15 protein-coding genes are annotated in these 16,069 nt (G+C 72.3%); 12 read left to right on the forward strand and 3 right to left on the reverse strand.

Annotated features, from left to right (window positions below):
• Positions 1-12 precede the first annotated feature (12 nt).
• Complete coding sequence (locus VF092_07290; protein HEX6747087.1) at positions 13-1,323, reverse strand: ISNCY family transposase; 1,311 nt, start codon at positions 1,321-1,323, stop codon at positions 13-15.
• Positions 1,324-1,528: 205 nt separating this feature from the next.
• Between VF092_07290 and VF092_07295 the strand changes: the two genes are divergently transcribed.
• Positions 1,529-2,506, forward strand: a complete 978-nt coding sequence (locus VF092_07295; protein ID HEX6747088.1) for a hypothetical protein — start codon at positions 1,529-1,531, stop codon at positions 2,504-2,506.
• A gap of 107 nt (positions 2,507-2,613) precedes the next feature.
• The gene (locus VF092_07300) at positions 2,614-3,450 is read left to right on the forward strand and encodes a menaquinone biosynthesis protein (GenBank protein HEX6747089.1); all 837 of its coding nucleotides are present in this window, start codon (positions 2,614-2,616) and stop codon (positions 3,448-3,450) included.
• Between the two features lie 94 nt (positions 3,451-3,544).
• Here VF092_07300 and VF092_07305 read toward each other — a convergent pair whose 3' ends face one another.
• Positions 3,545-3,841, reverse strand: a complete 297-nt coding sequence (locus VF092_07305; protein HEX6747090.1) for a hypothetical protein — start codon at positions 3,839-3,841, stop codon at positions 3,545-3,547.
• On the reverse strand, positions 3,832-4,521 hold the full coding sequence (locus VF092_07310; protein HEX6747091.1) for a hypothetical protein: 690 nt from the start codon (positions 4,519-4,521) through the stop codon (positions 3,832-3,834). The genes VF092_07305 and VF092_07310 overlap by 10 nt, the downstream gene beginning before the upstream one ends.
• A 398-nt stretch (positions 4,522-4,919) precedes the next feature.
• On the opposite strand from VF092_07310, the gene VF092_07315 reads away from it, so the two are divergent.
• The 10 genes from VF092_07315 to VF092_07360 all read left to right on the forward strand — a co-directional run bounded on the left by VF092_07315 (position 4,920) and on the right by VF092_07360 (position 16,065).
• Positions 4,920-5,963, forward strand: a complete 1,044-nt coding sequence (locus VF092_07315) for an META domain-containing protein (GenBank protein ID HEX6747092.1) — start codon at positions 4,920-4,922, stop codon at positions 5,961-5,963.
• 414 nt (positions 5,964-6,377) lie between these two features.
• Complete coding sequence (locus VF092_07320) at positions 6,378-6,668, forward strand: hypothetical protein (GenBank protein ID HEX6747093.1); 291 nt, start codon at positions 6,378-6,380, stop codon at positions 6,666-6,668.
• A 319-nt stretch (positions 6,669-6,987) separates the two neighbouring features.
• A complete protein-coding gene (locus VF092_07325) occupies positions 6,988-8,112 on the forward strand; it encodes an NAD-dependent epimerase/dehydratase family protein (protein ID HEX6747094.1) in 1,125 nt (374 codons plus the stop codon).
• Between the two features lie 14 nt (positions 8,113-8,126).
• Positions 8,127-9,218 carry an SDR family NAD(P)-dependent oxidoreductase gene (locus tag VF092_07330; protein HEX6747095.1) on the forward strand — a complete coding sequence of 364 codons (1,092 nt, stop codon included), beginning with the start codon at positions 8,127-8,129 and terminating at the stop codon, positions 9,216-9,218.
• A gap of 44 nt (positions 9,219-9,262) precedes the next feature.
• Positions 9,263-10,237, forward strand: a complete 975-nt coding sequence (locus tag VF092_07335) for a zinc-binding dehydrogenase (GenBank protein ID HEX6747096.1) — start codon at positions 9,263-9,265, stop codon at positions 10,235-10,237.
• Positions 10,238-10,363: 126 nt separating this feature from the next.
• Entirely contained in the window at positions 10,364-11,407 is a 1,044-nt protein-coding gene (locus VF092_07340) for a Gfo/Idh/MocA family oxidoreductase (protein HEX6747097.1), read from the forward strand.
• On the forward strand, positions 11,404-12,498 hold the full coding sequence (locus tag VF092_07345) for a glycosyltransferase family 4 protein (protein ID HEX6747098.1): 1,095 nt from the start codon (positions 11,404-11,406) through the stop codon (positions 12,496-12,498). The genes VF092_07340 and VF092_07345 overlap by 4 nt, the downstream gene beginning before the upstream one ends.
• Positions 12,499-13,668, forward strand: coding sequence for a glycosyltransferase (locus VF092_07350; GenBank protein ID HEX6747099.1), 1,170 nt, complete (start codon positions 12,499-12,501; stop codon positions 13,666-13,668). It abuts the gene before it with no gap.
• A gap of 244 nt (positions 13,669-13,912) precedes the next feature.
• Entirely contained in the window at positions 13,913-14,995 is a 1,083-nt protein-coding gene (locus tag VF092_07355; GenBank protein HEX6747100.1) for a glycosyltransferase, read from the forward strand.
• Positions 14,992-16,065: a glycosyltransferase gene (locus VF092_07360; GenBank protein HEX6747101.1), complete on the forward strand. Its 1,074-nt coding sequence runs from the start codon at positions 14,992-14,994 to the stop codon at positions 16,063-16,065. The genes VF092_07355 and VF092_07360 overlap by 4 nt, the downstream gene beginning before the upstream one ends.
• Positions 16,066-16,069: the final 4 nt, after the last annotated feature.

A 16,069-nucleotide genomic window follows, 5' to 3' on the forward strand; every position in this document is an offset into this window, starting at 1 on the left:
TGTCTCGTTGATTTAGAAAAGTCCGGGGTTTGGTTGATTTAGAAATGTCCGGCGAAAGGTTCCTTGCTTGCGCCAGGGATGATCGGGCGCGGGTTTGTTGGGTTTGGAAGTTGTTTGATCCCTCTTCTCCCGAGGAGGAGTGGCCCGCGGCGAAGCCGCGGAAGGGTCAGGGACGAACTCGGTGAGCTGGAGGTAGCGCTCGCGCCAGCGGAAGCAAAGCGAGCCGTCCAGGCGTTGCTCGATGGTGAGGGTGCTTCCGGGCATGGAGGGAAGGGCCTCGGCCGGCCCGATCTGAAGGCAGCGGCGCTTGTAGCGGATGGTGAAGTCGCGGGCGATCACGCGCTGCTCGGTGTGGGCGAAGAGGCGCTCCAGGTCTGCGTCGGGAGGGAGCGCGCGGTGGGCGTCGACCGGCACGGCCGCAGCCATGGTGAAGCGCTCTTCCCACCACGGCAGGAAGACGTCCTCGAGGAAGCGGTTCGCGCCGTCGAGCGAGCAGACGCCGGCGAGGCGCAGCTCCTTGATCAGCCGGTCCTGAAGCGTCTGGAAGAGGCGCTCCACCCGGCCCTTGGCCTGGGGTGAGAGCGCCAGGATCAGCTCGATGTCGAGTGCGTCGAGGGCGCGGCGGATGATCGAGTTCGTCTGCTCGCTCTCCCGGTCGTCCGCATGGCTGCGCGCCCGGCCTCCGAGGGAGTTGCGGAAGTGCCCGGCCTGGTCGGTGTAGAGCGCTCCCATGCGTCCGAAGCGGCGCAGGTAGTCGACGATCAGCTGCCGGTTGGCCGCCCCGGTGTCGCGCGGGAAGAACCGTGCGTAGAGCCGGCTGGTGGCGTCGTCGATCATCGCGATCAGCACGATCTCCTCCGACGAGCGGTCCTCCAGCCACCGGTGGATCGAGGTGTCCATCTGCACCAGCTCGCCCGCGGCCGCGCGGCGTGGACGTCGGCGGCGGTGGCGAAGCTTGCGCTCACGGGGCTTCCATAATCCCGCCGCGATCATCCACGCGCGCAGCGTGTGCGGGCACAGCGGCCCGATCGCCGGATCGCGCGAGAGGTGCTCGGCCAGCAGTGTGGGGCCGAAGTCGTGGTAGGCAGGCTCGCGGGCCCGCTCCAGCGCCGCTGCACGCACAGCTTCGGGCAGACGCCGGTTCGAGGGCCGGTCACGACCACGGTGGATCACCGATGCGTCCCCCTCCTCCTCGAAGCGACGCAGCATGCGATGGAAGTGCCGTGGGCAGACCCGGATCCGCCGCGCGCCTGCGGACGCGCTGAGCACTCCGTCGGATACCTGGTGCAGCACGATCAGACGATCTCGATCTCGTGTGCTCAACTTTAGCATCTCCTCGCTCCGTGGCAGGTGTCGCCGCCAGTGTGGGCGAACCTGCCCCGAAGGAGGACATTTCTATTTCAACCAACCCGGACATTTCTACTTCAACGCTACATCGACGGAGATGCGGGGCCTACACGTAATCCCCATCTCCCGCTACCTTTCTGCGCATCTCCCCCCGCTCCACCCCTGATCCACGTCTCCGAAGATGATCCGCCGCGCCCTCCCCGCGCTCGCCCTGGCGTGCGCCGCCGCCTGCGTCGATGCCGGCCGCGGCGCTCAGATCGCGCCCGCCGCCAGCGCGTTCCTCGAACCGCGCGGTGCGCCGTCGTCTCCGGCCGTGTCGACGCAGGCGGACGCGTTCCTGGTGTGGTCGGCGGATTCGGCGGCGGCGGAGACGGTGTGGCTGGACGCGGGCGGCCGCGCCGTGGCCCAGCGCCCCGAGGTGGTGATCGCCGCGGGCGGGGCGATGTGGACGTGGCGGAAGGGCACGGGCATGGCGAAAGGGATCGAATGCCAGTGCATGCAGAAGCACGACTTCGATCCCGGCGCGCACTGCCCGGCCCAGGCGCAGGTGGAGGTCGCCGACGTCGTGGACCTGGTGAGCGGGCGCCGGGCGTCGCTCCTGGCCGTGCCGGACAGCGTGGAAGGAATGGCGCCGGTGGAGCAGCGTGCCGAGCCGCTGTCCAGCGCCGGCCCGTTCCTCTTCGCCGTGGTCCGCAGCTACGCCAACGCGTGTGGCGCGCACGGGTCCGAGGGCGTGGAGAAGCCCGTGTTCGACCTCTCCGCGGAGGCGAGGGAGACGGACCTGCTGGGCGGCGACACGGCGGCGGTGCTGGCGCGCGAGGGCGCGGCCGCACGCCGCGCGCTGGAGCAGGCCGGCGACGCGTGGACGCCGCTGCAGGAGTTCCGCCTGTCCGCCGTCGAGGCGCGGTGGACGCCGGCGGGCGCGCTGGAAGTGGGCTATCGCTTCTCCGCCGGCGCCTGCTACGCGTGCACCGATGGCGAGTCGAGCGCCTACAACACCTCCACGCTCGTCCCCGCGCAATCTCCGCCCGCGAAGCTGGCCGCGTGGATGCAGGCGCCCGAGGCGGTGCGGCGCTGGTGGCGCGAGCATCCTCCGCGCGAGCACGCCGGGTGGAGCGCCGCACCGGCGGACGGGCTCGCGCGCTTCCGGTCACCGTGACGCGTATTCGACCGGGACGGTATTGACGGCGGAGGGCGAGGGGCCGAGCTTGGCGGCGCCGGTGCACGAGCGTGTGCCGGCGCGCTTGTTTGCCGCAGACGATCGACGTGACGCAAGACGAATCTCGCCCGCTCCGGCTGGGCCACATCATCTACAGCAACTGCTTTCCCGTCCACGCGCGGCTGATGGACTGCGGCGCACCGGAGGGGATCACCCTGACCGAGGGCACCCCCGGCGTGCTGAACGGGATGCTGGAGCGCGGCGAGATCGACGTGGCGCCGTCGTCCAGCATCGAGTACGCGCGCCACGCCGACCGCTACCGCATCCTTCCCGACCTGGTGATCGGCTCGCGCGGGCCGGTGCGCAGCATCCTCTTCCTCTCCCGCCGCGACCCGGCGGAGCTGGGCGATTCGGCCGTCGCCATGCCGACCGCGTCGGCCACGTCGGTGGTGCTGCTGAAGATCCTGCTGGCGAAGAAGTGGGGCGTGCGGCCGCGCACCTTCTGGTTCGACCAGGCGCGCGACGACGCGTTCGAGCAGGGCGCCGACGCCGCGCTGTTCATCGGCGACGTGGCGCTGCGCGACAGGCTGCACGCCGAGATGCCGTTCCGCTACGACCTGGGCCAGGTGTGGTGGGAGATGACGGGGCTGCCGTTCGCCTTCGCCGTGTGGCAGGCGGCGGGGGGATCGGACGCGCAGCTGCGGCGGCTGCACCGCGTGCTGCTGGAGTCGCGCGCGTACGGATGCGGGCACCGCGCCGAGCTGGCCGCGCGCTGGGCGCCGCGCTTCGGCTTCACCCCCGAGTTCCTGGACGCGTACTGGGCCGGCCTGTCGTTCGACCTCGACGGGGCGATGATCGAGGGGCTGCGCACCTACTACCGCCTGGCCGCGGAGATCGGCGAGATCGACCGCGCACCCGAGCTGCGCTGGGTGGACGCCGGGTAGGCGATCGCATCTCGCGTGAGATGAAGACGCGGGCACCCGGCCGGTCGCGCTGGGTGCCCGCTTCGTCATGGGGATGCGCTTCGCGGCGATGCGCTCACGGCCGCTGGTTCGCGAGCGGCGACCGGGGGACCAGCGTGGCGGCCACCTGGAAGCTCCCCGCCTGCGCGCCGGTGAGCGTGCGCGTGGTCTGATAGCTTCCCGTCGCCGCGGCGTCGCTCGGCGCGATGGAGAGATCCTGCCGGTCGCCGCCCTCCATCCCCACCACCGACGGCGTGCGGTTCTCCAGCCGCACGGCCACCGTGCTGTCGATCCCCTCGAGTCCCGTCACCTGCACCGTGAGCGTGGTGCGCTCGCCGCGCAGCAGGCTGGTGCGCGGCGCGCTCAGGCGCACGCCGATGCTGCGGTACGGCCCGCTCGCCGTCCCCTCTCCCTCGCGCAGCTCGATCTGCGTGGGGCCGGGCCGGTCATCTCGCGCGGGCTCTCCACCACCAGCTTGCGCGGCGACTCCGCCAGCGGACGAACCGGGCGCCCGCCCACGCCCACCCTGGTGTTGTCAAAGCTGCCGTCGAACGGGCCCGGGATCTCCAGCGGCTTCCCCTGCTGGCCGATGCGCGGAAGCTGCCAGCTCTCCGGGCGCGGCGCGTCGTTCGGGGGATGGGGCACGGCGCCGGCGACGGGCACCTCCGCCCGCGCCACCTCGCGTCCCGAGCGGTCGCGCAGCACGGCGGCCGCCATGCCGCCGCCCAGCGCCGCGGGAATCGTCCATCTCAGCACGCGCGCGGAGACGGCCGTGCGCGACTCTCCCATCTCCACCACGTAGCCGTTCAGCTCGTCCTCGGCGCGCCGGCGCTCGCGGTCGCCGCGGCCCTCCGGCTCGGCCACGACGGTGCCGGAGATCACGTCCCCCGCCGCCATGTCGTCGGGGAGGCGCACCACCACGCGCCCCTGCGGCACCGCGAAGGTGGCCGTGTGGAGCCCGGCGCCGGTGACGGCGCGCGCCTCCTGCGCGCGCATGGGATCCGCCGCCAGGGTGAGGAGGGCACAGCAGAGGGGGATGGAGACGCGATGCATGGTGCACCTGCCTTTCCGCGTGGCGGCCGGAACGGCGACGGCGCGGGCCGGGACGTCGTCCCCGGTCCGCCACGACAGGTGTCCGGGCGAGCGTCGATTCGCTCGCTCGCGATGTGGATCGCTCCCGGTCACGCGCCCGAGCGGCTACGCGGGAGGGAGGCGCCGGAGGGCGGGGCGCGCGGAAGAGCGCGGGCGTCGCGGCGCGGGAGGCGGCGGGGGCGTGGATGCGCGCCCCGCTGCAATTCTGCGGAGGCCGCGCGACGGCGCAAGAAAACGTTTGGGCGCCGCACCAAACACTTGACGATGCGCGGCGCCGCGCATAAACAATCCATCACCGCAGACGATCCATCACCGGCGCCCCGCCCCCCCCGCCCCGAGCTCTCCCGGAGAACGGACGAATGCGCTCCCGCGCGCTCCTCGCCATCCTCGCCCTGGCCCCGCTCCTTCCGCAGCGCGTGAACGCCCAGCGGCCGCCCGCCGACACCGCGTGGGCGCTGGCCGCGCCCGTCACCTACGCGGGCGACCTGCCTTGCGCGGAGTGCGCGGCCATCCACCGCACCCTCACGCTGCGCCCCGACGGCAGCTACCTGAGCCGCGACGTGTACCGTGGCGCCGCGGGCGACACGGCGGAGATGGCGGAGATGGGGCGCTGGAGCGTGACCCCCGACGCGCGCCGGCTGACGCTGCGCGGCGGCGGCGCGCCGATGCACTTCGCCGTGCGCGGGCCGGCGACGCTCCGGATGCTCGACGCGGACGGGAACGAGATCGCCAGCCGCACGCAGTACGACCTGGAGCGCGCGGCCGAGGCCGACACCTCGTCGCCGGCGCTGCCGTTGCTGGGCGCGTTCGCGTACATGGCCGACGCAGCGACCTTCGTCGACTGCGCCAGCGGGGTGCAGCTGGGCGTGCCCGCCGCGGGCGACTTCGCCTCGCTGGAGCGCGCGTACCAGCAGGCGCAGCACGCGCCCGGCGCCGCCGTCCCCGTCCGTCTCCAGGGCCGCGTCACCCCGCGCCCCGCCGGCGAGGAGGGCGCCGGCGGGGTGCTGACGGTGGAGCGCTTCACCGAGCTGCAGGCCGACGCGCGCTGCCCGGCGGCGGACGCGGGCGCGCGGCTGGAGGAGGGGACGTGGACGCTGGCCGACGTGGGCGGGATGGCGCCCGCCGCCGGAGAGCCCGCGCCCACGCTGGCCCTGCAGCCCGGCGAGCGCACCGCCAACGGCTTCGCGGGGTGCAACCAGTTCTTCGGGCGCTACCTGCGCCGCGGCACCGACCTGCGCTTCGAGGCGCTCACCACCACGCGCATGGCGTGCGACGCCACGGCCGCGCTGGAGGCGCGCTACCTGGCGGCCCTGCGCGCCGCCACCCGCTTCGAGCTGGGCGCCGACGACTCCCTCACCCTGTACGCCGGCGGCCGCCTGCTCGCCACCTTCGTGCGGATGTGAGCCGCCGGGATCCCCCGAAGCAGGGGATCCCATCCCGGTCCAGAATCCGCTCTCGCTCCTTTGATGCCGCCGACGGCACACTGCTGTATCCGCTCCGCCTGACGTTCCCCTCCTTTCCGCTCCTTATCCCGCCTTCGGGTCAGCGCGTTCATTTCGTTCCTATCATACAACTCTGGACACCCGCCGAGTTCCGCTCCCGTCCTAGTTCCGAATTTTGTCCCGTCTGTTTCCGTCCACTTCAATTACAGGTACAAACCTTTGCGAGAAGGGTACTTAGATGAACAAATGGGCAGAGTGCACCCAATCCACGCTGCGGCTCTGCTCCTTGGGCGGCATGCATGTTGCGCAAGGTGCACGCCCTCATTCCGGACAGTGTCCGGAAGTGCCGTCGAATCGATTTTGCGATTCTGGAGAATGCTCAGCACGCCCCCTCCCGCGGAGGCCGCCGAGGCGGCGGAGCTCCGCGGACGGATCTTCACCGACCTGGACCGGCTGGCCTTCGCGCTGGAGATGGAGGCCGCGGCGCTGCTCGAGCTGGGGCGCGAGGCCGAGGCCGGCCGGGTGCAGGAGCAGCGGCTGGGGGTGCGGCTGGCGCAGCGGCTGGTCGCGGGCGTGTGGGCCGACGAGGTGAACGGGCGGCTGCAGCGCTGGGCCGCGGAGTACGACGCCCGCCTGGCGCCGCCGGCGCCGGTGGCCGCGGGCTGAAGGAGCGGGACCGGGAGCCGCGCGCTCCTGGGCACAGACGGGGCCGGTTGACGGGAAACTCACGCATCCGGCCGCACGCGACCCCACCGTCGCCCGGGTGTGTCGACGTGGCGGCGGTTCGCGTGAAAGGCAGTCCCCACCCGGCGGGATTGCTACCAAAGTGGTCCGGATCTCGCGTTTACCTCGTCCTCTTTTTCTCCAGGAGGACGACGAGAAACGTGTTTCGGGGAACGCGGCGAATCCGCCTTCGCGTTTGCCAAGGTGCGTAGAGGATACGCGGCAGGGGCCGCGCGACAATCGAACAGCGGGAGGAGCTTCAGTGGCTCGCAAGGTACTGGTGACGGGCGGGGCGGGGTTCGTGGGAAGCCACTTGGTGGACGAGCTGCTCGCCCGCGGCGACACGGTCCGCATCTTCGACAACCTCGACCCGCAGGTGCACGGACCCGCGCGGCGCAGGCCGGCCTGGGTTCCCGAAGACGCGGAGTTCATCGAGGCCGACGTGCGCGACCGGGACGCGCTCCGTCGGGCGCTCTCCGGCGCGGAGGTGGTCTACCACCTGGCGGCCGCGGTGGGCGTGGGCCAGTCGATGTACCAGGTGGCCGACTACACCGAGGTCAACACCATGGGCACGGCCCACCTCCTCCAGGCGCTGGTGGACGACCGAGGCGTCGTCGAACGGCTGGTGGTGGCCTCGTCGATGTCGATCTACGGCGAGGGGCGCTACGTCCGCCCCGACGGGCGCGAGCCGCTGACCGGCGCCCGATCGCTCGACCAGCTGCGCACGCACGACTGGGAGCTCCGCGACCCCGACGGCGTCACCCTCCGCCCCGTTTCCACCGACGAGTCCAAGCCGCTCGACGCCACCTCCATCTACGCGCTGACCAAGGCCGACCAGGAGCGCATGGTGCTGATGATCGGCGGCGCGTACGGCATCCCGAGCGTGGCCCTGCGCTTCTTCAACATCTACGGCCCGCGCCAGGCGCTCTCGAACCCGTACACCGGCGTGGCCGCCATCTTCTCGTCGCGCCTGCTGAACGGCCAGCCGCCGCTGGTCTACGAGGACGGCGAGCAGCGGCGCGACTTCGTGAGCGTGCACGACGTCGTGCAGGCGCTCCTTCTCGCGGCGGAAGAGGAGGCCGCGGTGGGGAAGGCCTTCAACGTGGGCTCCGGCCGGGCCGTCTCCGTGCGCGAGGTGGCGGAGACGCTGGCGTCGGTGATGGGAACGGAGATCGAGCCGGAGGTGACGGGAAAGTACCGGGTGGGCGACATCCGCAACTGCTACGCGGACATCTCGCTCGCCCGCGAGGTGCTGGGCTACGAGCCGCGGGTGGCGTTCCGCCCAGGGATGGAAGAGCTGGTGGGATGGCTTCGGGAGCAGGAGCGGCCCGACAGCGCGGTCGAGGCGCACGCCGCCGAGCTCGCCGCGCGCGGACTCACGCTGTGAGGGAGATCGAGACGATGAAGGGGAAGCGCGACCATGTGCTGGTGACCGGCGGCGCCGGGTTCGTGGGCTCGAACCTGGCCGACGCGCTGCTGCGCGACGGCCACAGGGTGATCGTGGCCGACAACTTCAGCCGCGAGGGCGTGCGCATGAACGCCGCGTGGCTCAAGCGCCGCCACGGCGAGCGCGTGCGCATCGAGACGGTGGACGTGCGCGACGGCGCCCGCATCCGCGCGCTGGTGCGCGAGAGCCGGCAGGTCTTCCATCTGGCCGCGCAGGTCGCCGTCACCACCTCGCTGGTAGACCCCGCGGCGGACCTGGAGACCAACGTCCTGGGCACCTTCAACGTGCTCGAGGCCGCGCGCACCATGCTCGATCCCCCCTCGATCCTCTTCACCTCCACCAACAAGGTCTACGGGGGGATGGAAGACGTTCCCGTGGCGCTGGACGGCGACCGCTACGTGTACGCCGACGGGCGGCGGGGGATCGGCGAGGACGCGCGGCTGGACTTCCATTCGCCCTACGGCTGCAGCAAGGGCGCGGCCGACCAGTACGTGCACGACTACGCACGCATCTTCGGGGTGCCGACGGTGGTGTTCCGCATGAGCTGCATCTACGGGACGCGGCAGTTCGGCACGGAGGACCAGGGATGGGTCGCCCACTTCGGCCGCGCGATGCTGCGCGGCGAGCCGCTGACCGTGTACGGCGACGGCTGCCAGGTGCGCGACATCCTGTGGATCGACGACCTCGTGCGGGCGATGCGCCTGGCCACGGAGCAGATCGACACGGTGGCGGGCGAGGTGTTCAACCTCGGCGGCGGGCACCGCAACGCCGTGTCCGTGCGCGGGGTGATCGAGGGGCTGGGCGGCATCACCGGCGCGGAGGTGACCGTGACCTGTGCGGATTGGCGGCCGGGTGACCAGAAGATCTACGTCTCCGACACCTCGCGGGCGGAGCGGGTGCTGGGGTGGCGCGCGGAGACGGGGTGGCAGGAGGGGCTGGAGAAGCTGGCCGGCTGGCTGCACGAGGCCAACCTCGATACGCCGGCCGTGCCGCGCTCCGTGGTCCCCGAGCGCCCCGTCCGGGCGAAGGCGGCGGCGGCGGTCTGATCGACACTGAATCGACACCTCTTCGACGACCCGACGACGCACGGATGCTGACCGCGACCGACACGATGAAGGCGGCCCGGCTGACGGGGCCCGGACAGGTGGTGCTGGAGGACGTGGCGCTCCCCGAGCCGGGGGCGGGGCAGGTGCGCATCCGCCTGGAGGGATGCGGCGTCTGCGCGTCGAACCTCACGCTGTGGGGCGGGGCGGAGTGGATGAAGTATCCCACCGACCCCGGCGCTTTGGGGCACGAGGGATGGGGCGTGATCGACGCGCTCGGCGACGGCGTCGACGGACTGTCCATCGGCGACCGTGTGGCGGCGCTCAGCTACAACGCGTACGCGGAGTACGACGTGGCGGACGCGGCGAACGTGGTGCCGCTGCCGCCGTCGCTCGACGGAAAGCCGTTCCCGGGCGAGCCGCTGGGGTGCGCGCTGAACATCTTCCGCCGCAGCGGCATCTCCAGCGGGCAGACGGTGGCCATCGTGGGCGCCGGCTTCCTCGGCGCGCTCCTCGTGCGGCTGGCGAAGGAGGCGGGCGCGCGCGTGATCGCCATCTCCCGCCGCCCCTTCTCGCTGGAGGTGGCGCGCGGGATGGGCGCGGACGAGTTGGTTCCCATGGACGACCACTGGCGGATCGTCGAGCGGGTGAAGGCGCTGACCGGCGGCGTGCTCTGCGACCGGGTGATCGAGGCCGTGGGGAAGCAGTGGCCGCTCGACCTTGCCGCGGAGCTGACGCGCGAGCGGGGGCGCCTGGTCGTGGCGGGATACCACCAGGACGGGCCGCGGCAGGTGAACATGCAGCTGTGGAACTGGCGCGGGCTGGACGTGATCAACGCCCACGAGCGCGACCCGCGGGTGTACGTGGACGGCATCCGCGCGGCGGTCGACGCCGTCGCGAGCGGCCGGCTCGATCCCACGCCGCTGTACACGCACACCTTCCCGCTCGACCGGCTCGGCGACGCGCTGGACGCCACCCGCGACCGGCCCGACGGCTTCCTGAAGGCGCTGATCACGAACTGAAGGGTCTCACGCAGAGGCCGCAGAGGTCGCAGAGGGATACGGAGTCGGCGGTGAGTTCTCTGCGTCCTCTGCGGCCTCTGCGTGAGCCATCGAGATAGCCGGAACCTGCACCGAACCTGACCGACCGTGACCGACGTTTTGATCGCACCCGCGGACGAGCTCGCGCATTCGGGCGCCACGGAGCTGTCCACGCCGCGCCTGGGGTTCCTGGGCGTGGGATGGATCGGCCGCCACCGCATGGAGGCCATCGCCAACGCGGGGGTGGCGGAGGTGGCCGCCATCGCCGACACGGCGCCGGAGATGATCGCCGCCGCGCAGGAGACGGCACCCGCGGCCGAGGTCGCCGCCGGGCTGGACGCGCTGCTGGAGATGGGGCTGGACGGGATCGTCATCGCCACGCCCAGCGCGCTGCACGCGGAGCAGTCGGTGCGCGCGCTGGAGGCCGGCGTGGCGGTGTTCTGCCAGAAGCCGCTCGGCCGCACCGCCGCCGAGGCGCGCCGCGTGGTCGACGCCGCGCGCGCCGCGAACCGGCTCCTCTCCGTCGACTTCTCCTACCGCTTCACCGAGGGGATGCGCGCCATCCGCGAGCGGGTGCGCGCCGGCGAGCTGGGGAAGGTGTTCGCCGTCGACCTCGTCTTCCACAACGCGTACGGGCCCGACAAGGACTGGTTCTACGATCCCGCGCTCTCCGGCGGCGGGTGCGTGATGGACCTGGGCGTCCACCTGGTCGACCTCGCGCTGTGGACGCTCGGCTGGCCGCCGGTCGAGTCCGTCTCCAGCCGACTGTTCAAGGACGGCGCGGCGCTCGGCCCCTCCCCCGGCGTCTGCGAGGACTACGCGATGGCGATGCTCGGGCTGGAGGGCGGCGCCACCGTCTCGCTCGCCTGCTCGTGGCGCGTCTCCGCGGGGCAGGACGCGGTGATCGGCGCGGCGTTCTACGGCACCGGCGGCGGCGCGGCGCTCAGGAACGTGGGCGGGTCGTTCTACGACTTCACCGCCGAGCTCTACCACGGCACCGCGCGCGAGACGCTGGCCTGTCCGCCCGACGCGTGGGGCGGGCGCGCGGCGGCCGACTGGGCGCGGCGCCTGGCCCAGGGCGAGCGCTTCGACCCGGCGTGCTGGCGGCTGGTGGAGGTGGCCGAGGTCCTGGACCGCATCTACGGGCGATGAAGATCCTGCTCACCACCGACACCGTCGGCGGCGTGTGGGACTACACCGTCACGCTGGCGCGGCGGCTCGACGCGATGGGGTGCGAGGTCCTGATCGCCGTCATCGGCGAGCCGCGCGACGAGCGGCTGGCGCGCATCCCCGCCGGCGTGCAGGTGACGTCGCGCACCTATCGCCTCGAGTGGATGCGGGACGCGGCGGACCACGTGCGGGCGGCGGCGCGGTGGCTCCGCGAGCTGGCGCAGCTGTGGGCGGCCGACGTGGTCCATCTCAACCAGCTGGCCTACGCGGCGTTCGGCTTCCCCTGCCCCGTCGTCACCGCCGTGCACAGCGACGTGCTGTCGTGGTGGGCGCACGTCCACGGCGGCGACGCGCCGACCGAGTGGGCCACCTACGCCCGCTGGGTGAGCGACGGCATCCGCGCCTCCGACGCCGTCGTCACCCCCACGCGCTACCAGTCCGCCCTGCTCTGGCGCCACTACGGCCTGCACGCCACCCGCGTCATCTACAACGGCGTGGAGATGGGAGATGACGAGCCGCCGGCGAAGGGCGAGCCACTGGTGCTCTGCGTCGGCCGCGCGTGGGATGAAGGCAAGGGCGTCGACCTCCTCGACGAAGCCGCGGGGATGCTGGGCGAGGGCGCGCCGCCCATCCACCTGCTCGGCGAGACCGTCGCCCCGCACGGCAGCGTGTTCGAGCCGCGCCACGTGACCGCGCACGGCCGCGTGGAGCGCGCGGAGGTGGACGGGTGGATGCGCCGCGCGACCCTCTACGTCGCCCCGTCGAGATACGAGCCGTTCGGGCTGGCGCCGCTGGAGGCCGCGCTGCACGGCTGCGCGCTGGTGCTGAGCGACATCGGCACCTTCGGCGAGCTGTGGAACGGCTGCGCGGACTTCTTCCCCAGCGGCGACGCGGCGGCGCTGGCCGACGTGCTGGCGCGGCTCGCCGGCGACCCCATGCGCATCCGGCGGCTGGCCGAAGGCGCGCGCAAGCGGGCGCTGCGGCGCTACGGCGCGCGGCACATGGCCGGGGAATACGTCGCGCTCTACCGCGACGTCATGGCCGCACCCGAATTCCGGCGATCGGTGGCGTAGATGCGATTCGTCTTCTTCATCCACAGCGCGGTCAGCGACTGGAACCACGGCAACGCGCACTTCCTGCGCGGGCTGATGAGCGCGCTGGTCCGCGGCGGGCACGCGGTGGCGTCGTACGAGCCGCGCCGCGCGTGGTCGTTGGAGAATCTCCTCGCCGACCACGGCGTGGCGCCGGTGGTGGAGTTCGCGCGCGCGTATCCGGAGATCGACGTCCGCACCTTCGATCCCGCGTCGCCGTCGCTGGCAGAGGAGCTCGCGGCGGCGTGCGCGGGCGCGGACGTGGTGATGGTGCACGAGTGGAACGATCCCCACGTCGTCAATCTCCTCCCGTCGGTGGCGAGGGAGGCGGGGGCGCTCTCGATCTTCCACGACACGCACCACCGGCCCTGGAGCCAGCCGGACGCCATCGCCCGCTTCGACCTGCGCGCGTACGACGGGGTGCTGGCCTTCGGCGACGTGCTGACGGAGATCTACCGCGCGCGCTTCGGGGTGGAGCGCGCGTGGACCTTCCACGAGGCCGCCGACCACCTCCGCTTCCGCCCGCTCGACCGGCCGAAGGCGCAGGACGTGGTGTGGATCGGCAACTGGGGCGACGAGGAGCGGACGCAGGAGTTGCGCGGGTTCTGGCTCGATTCGGCGCGCGCGCTGCCGGAGCTGAGGTTCGTCGCGCACGGGGTGCGCTACCCGGAGTACGCGCTGGCGGAGCTGGCGGACGCGGGGGTGGAGTTCCGCGGGTGGGCGCCGTCGGCGCAGGTGCCGGAGGTGTTCGCGCGCAGCCGGGTGACGCTGCACGTGCCGCGGCGCGCGTACGTCGACGCGCTGGCGGGGATCCCCACCATCCGCGTGTTCGAGGCGCTGGCATGCGGCATCCCGCTGGTCTGCGCGCCGTGGGACGACGCGGAGGGCCTCTTCCGCGCGGGCGACTACGCCGTGGCCGCCACCCCCGCGGAGATGCGCGACGCGCTCCTGCGCCTGGCGCGCGACGAGGACGCCGCCCGCGCGCAGGCCGAGCGCGGCCTGGAGACGATCCTCGCGCGCCACACCTGCGAGCACCGCGCCGCGCAGCTGCTCTACATCGTCGGCGAGCTGGGCGCGGCGGGGAGCGCGGGTGGGATGGGAGAGACTGCCGGCATTTCGGGGCTTGGAGACACCCTCCAGGTGTCATCCTGAGGCAGCCGCCGACGAGACCTTCGGCGTGAGCGATACCGGGCGGCTGCCGAAGGATCTCGCCGCGTGCGAGCGAGGCAAGCGTTAGCGCACAGGGGCAGACCCCCTGCGGTTGGAAAGTAGATCCTTCGGGAGCGCGCAGGTTGCGGTGTGGACGCTGGTTCCGCGCCGCGCTCCCTCAGGATGACACCCGTTGGGGTGTGCGAGAACGAATCATCATCAATCTCACAAAACGGCGGGAGGCCGCGTGGAGCTGACCTTCTTCGGATCGTCCCTCGTCTCCAGCTACTGGAACGGCGCGGCCACGTACTACCGCGGGCTGATCCGCGCCCTGGCCGCGCGTGGGCACCGCATCACCTTCTGCGAGCCGGACGCGTACAGCCGCCAGCAGAACCGCGACCTGGTCGAAGATCCGGACTACGCGCGGGTGATCGTCTACCGCAGCGAGGCGGAGCGCGACGCGCTGGTGGAGCAGGCGTTCGCCACCGGCGACTGGGTGATCAAGTGCAGCGGCGTGGGCGTGTGGGACGCGGAGCTCGAGGCCGCCGTGGCCGAGCGCTCCGGCGGCGGCGCGCGCACCGCGTTCCTCGACGTGGACGCGCCGGCCACGCTCGCCCGCATCGCCGCGGACGAGGGGGACGCGTTCCGCGCCTGCATCCCCCGCTACGACCACGTGTTCACCTACGGCGGCGGCCCGCCGGTGGTCGCGGCGTACACGGCGTGGGGCGCGCAGGGGTGCACCTGCATCTACAACGGCCTCGATCCCGAGGAGCACCGGCCGCTGGAGATGGCCGCGCACCCCGGGTTCGACCTCCTCTTCATGGGCAACCGCCTGCCGGACCGCGAGGCGCGCGTGGACGAGTTCTTCTTCCGCGCCGCATCCCTGTCTCCCGACCGGCGATTCGTGCTCGGCGGCGAGGGGTGGGGCGACAAGGCGATGCCGGCGAACGTGACGTATCTCGGCCACGTGCCGACGCATCGCCACAACGAGGTGAACGCGTCGGCGCGGCTCGTCCTCAACATCCACCGCGAATCGATGATCGAGAACGGGTGGAGCCCGGCCACGCGGATGTTCGAGGCCGCGGGCGCCGGCAGCTGCCAGGTGACGGACGACATGCGGGGGATCGAGGAGTTCTTCGCGCCCGGCGAGGAGATCCTCGTCGCCGGGGACGGCGCCGCCGTGGCGGAGATCGTGGCGGCCACGACCGACGCGGACGCGCGCCACATCGGCGAGGCGGGGCGGCGCCGGGCGCTGGCGGACCACACCTACGCCCAGCGCGCCGAGCGCATGGACGCCGTGCTTCACGCCGCGGTGGGGAGCGTCGCATGAAGCTGGTCGTCTTCGGCCTCTCCATCTCCTCCAGCTGGGGGAACGGGCACGCCACCACCTACCGCGCGCTCCTCCGCGCCTTCGCCGCGCGCGGCCACGAGGTCGTGTTCTACGAGTGGAACGCGCCCTGGTACGCCGACAATCGCGATCATCCCAATCCCCGCTACGTCACCCTGAAGCTGTGGGATGATTGGGATGAGATCCGCGCGGAGGCCGTCGCCGAGGCGCGCGAGGCGGACGCGACCATCGTCGGCAGCTACGTGAACGGCGGCCCGCGGGTGATCGACGACCTGGCCGGGGCGGGCGTGGAGCCGCTGTTCTTCTACGACATCGACACGCCGGTAACGGTGGCGGCGCTGCGCAACGGCGGCACGGATTACCTGCGGCGCGACCAGGTGCCGCTGTTCACGCGCTACCTGTCGTTCACCGGCGGCCCCTTCCTGCGCCAGGTGGTGGAGGGCGAGCTCGGCGCGCGCGAGGCCGTGCCGCTGTACTGCTCGGTGGATGGAGAGCGCTATCACCCCACCACCCCCGACCGCGAGCTGGCGTGCGAGCTCGCGTACATGGGCACTTACGCGGCCGACCGCCAGCCCGTGGTAGAAAAATTTCTACTGCGCGTTGCGGAGAGGCTGCCGCGCAGGCGCTTCATCGTAGCCGGCCCGCAGTACCCGGCGGAGATGGCGTGGCCGGGGAACGTGCGGCACATCCACCACCTGCCGCCCCAGCGGCACCCGACGTTCTACAGCAGCGCGGCCTGGCAGCTGAACGCCACGCGCGCCGACATGGTGGCGGCGGGGTGGTCGCCCAGCGTGCGGCTGTTCGAGGCGGCGGCGTGCGGCGCGGCCATGATCAGCGACCGGTGGGACGGCCTGGACCACTTCTTCACCCCCGGCGCCGAGATCCTGCTCCCCGAAACGACGGAAGACGTCGTCGATATCCTGCGCAGCACGCACCCCGACGACCGCCGCGCCATCGGCGCCGCCGCCCGCGCCCGCATCCTGGCCGCCCACACCGCCGAGCACCGCGCCGAGGAGCTGGAGGCGTACGTGACGGAGGTGGTGGCGGCGTAGACTC

It is taken from the genome of Longimicrobium sp. (genome assembly GCA_036377595.1).
Taxonomy (GTDB): Bacteria; Gemmatimonadota; Gemmatimonadetes; order Longimicrobiales; family Longimicrobiaceae; genus Longimicrobium.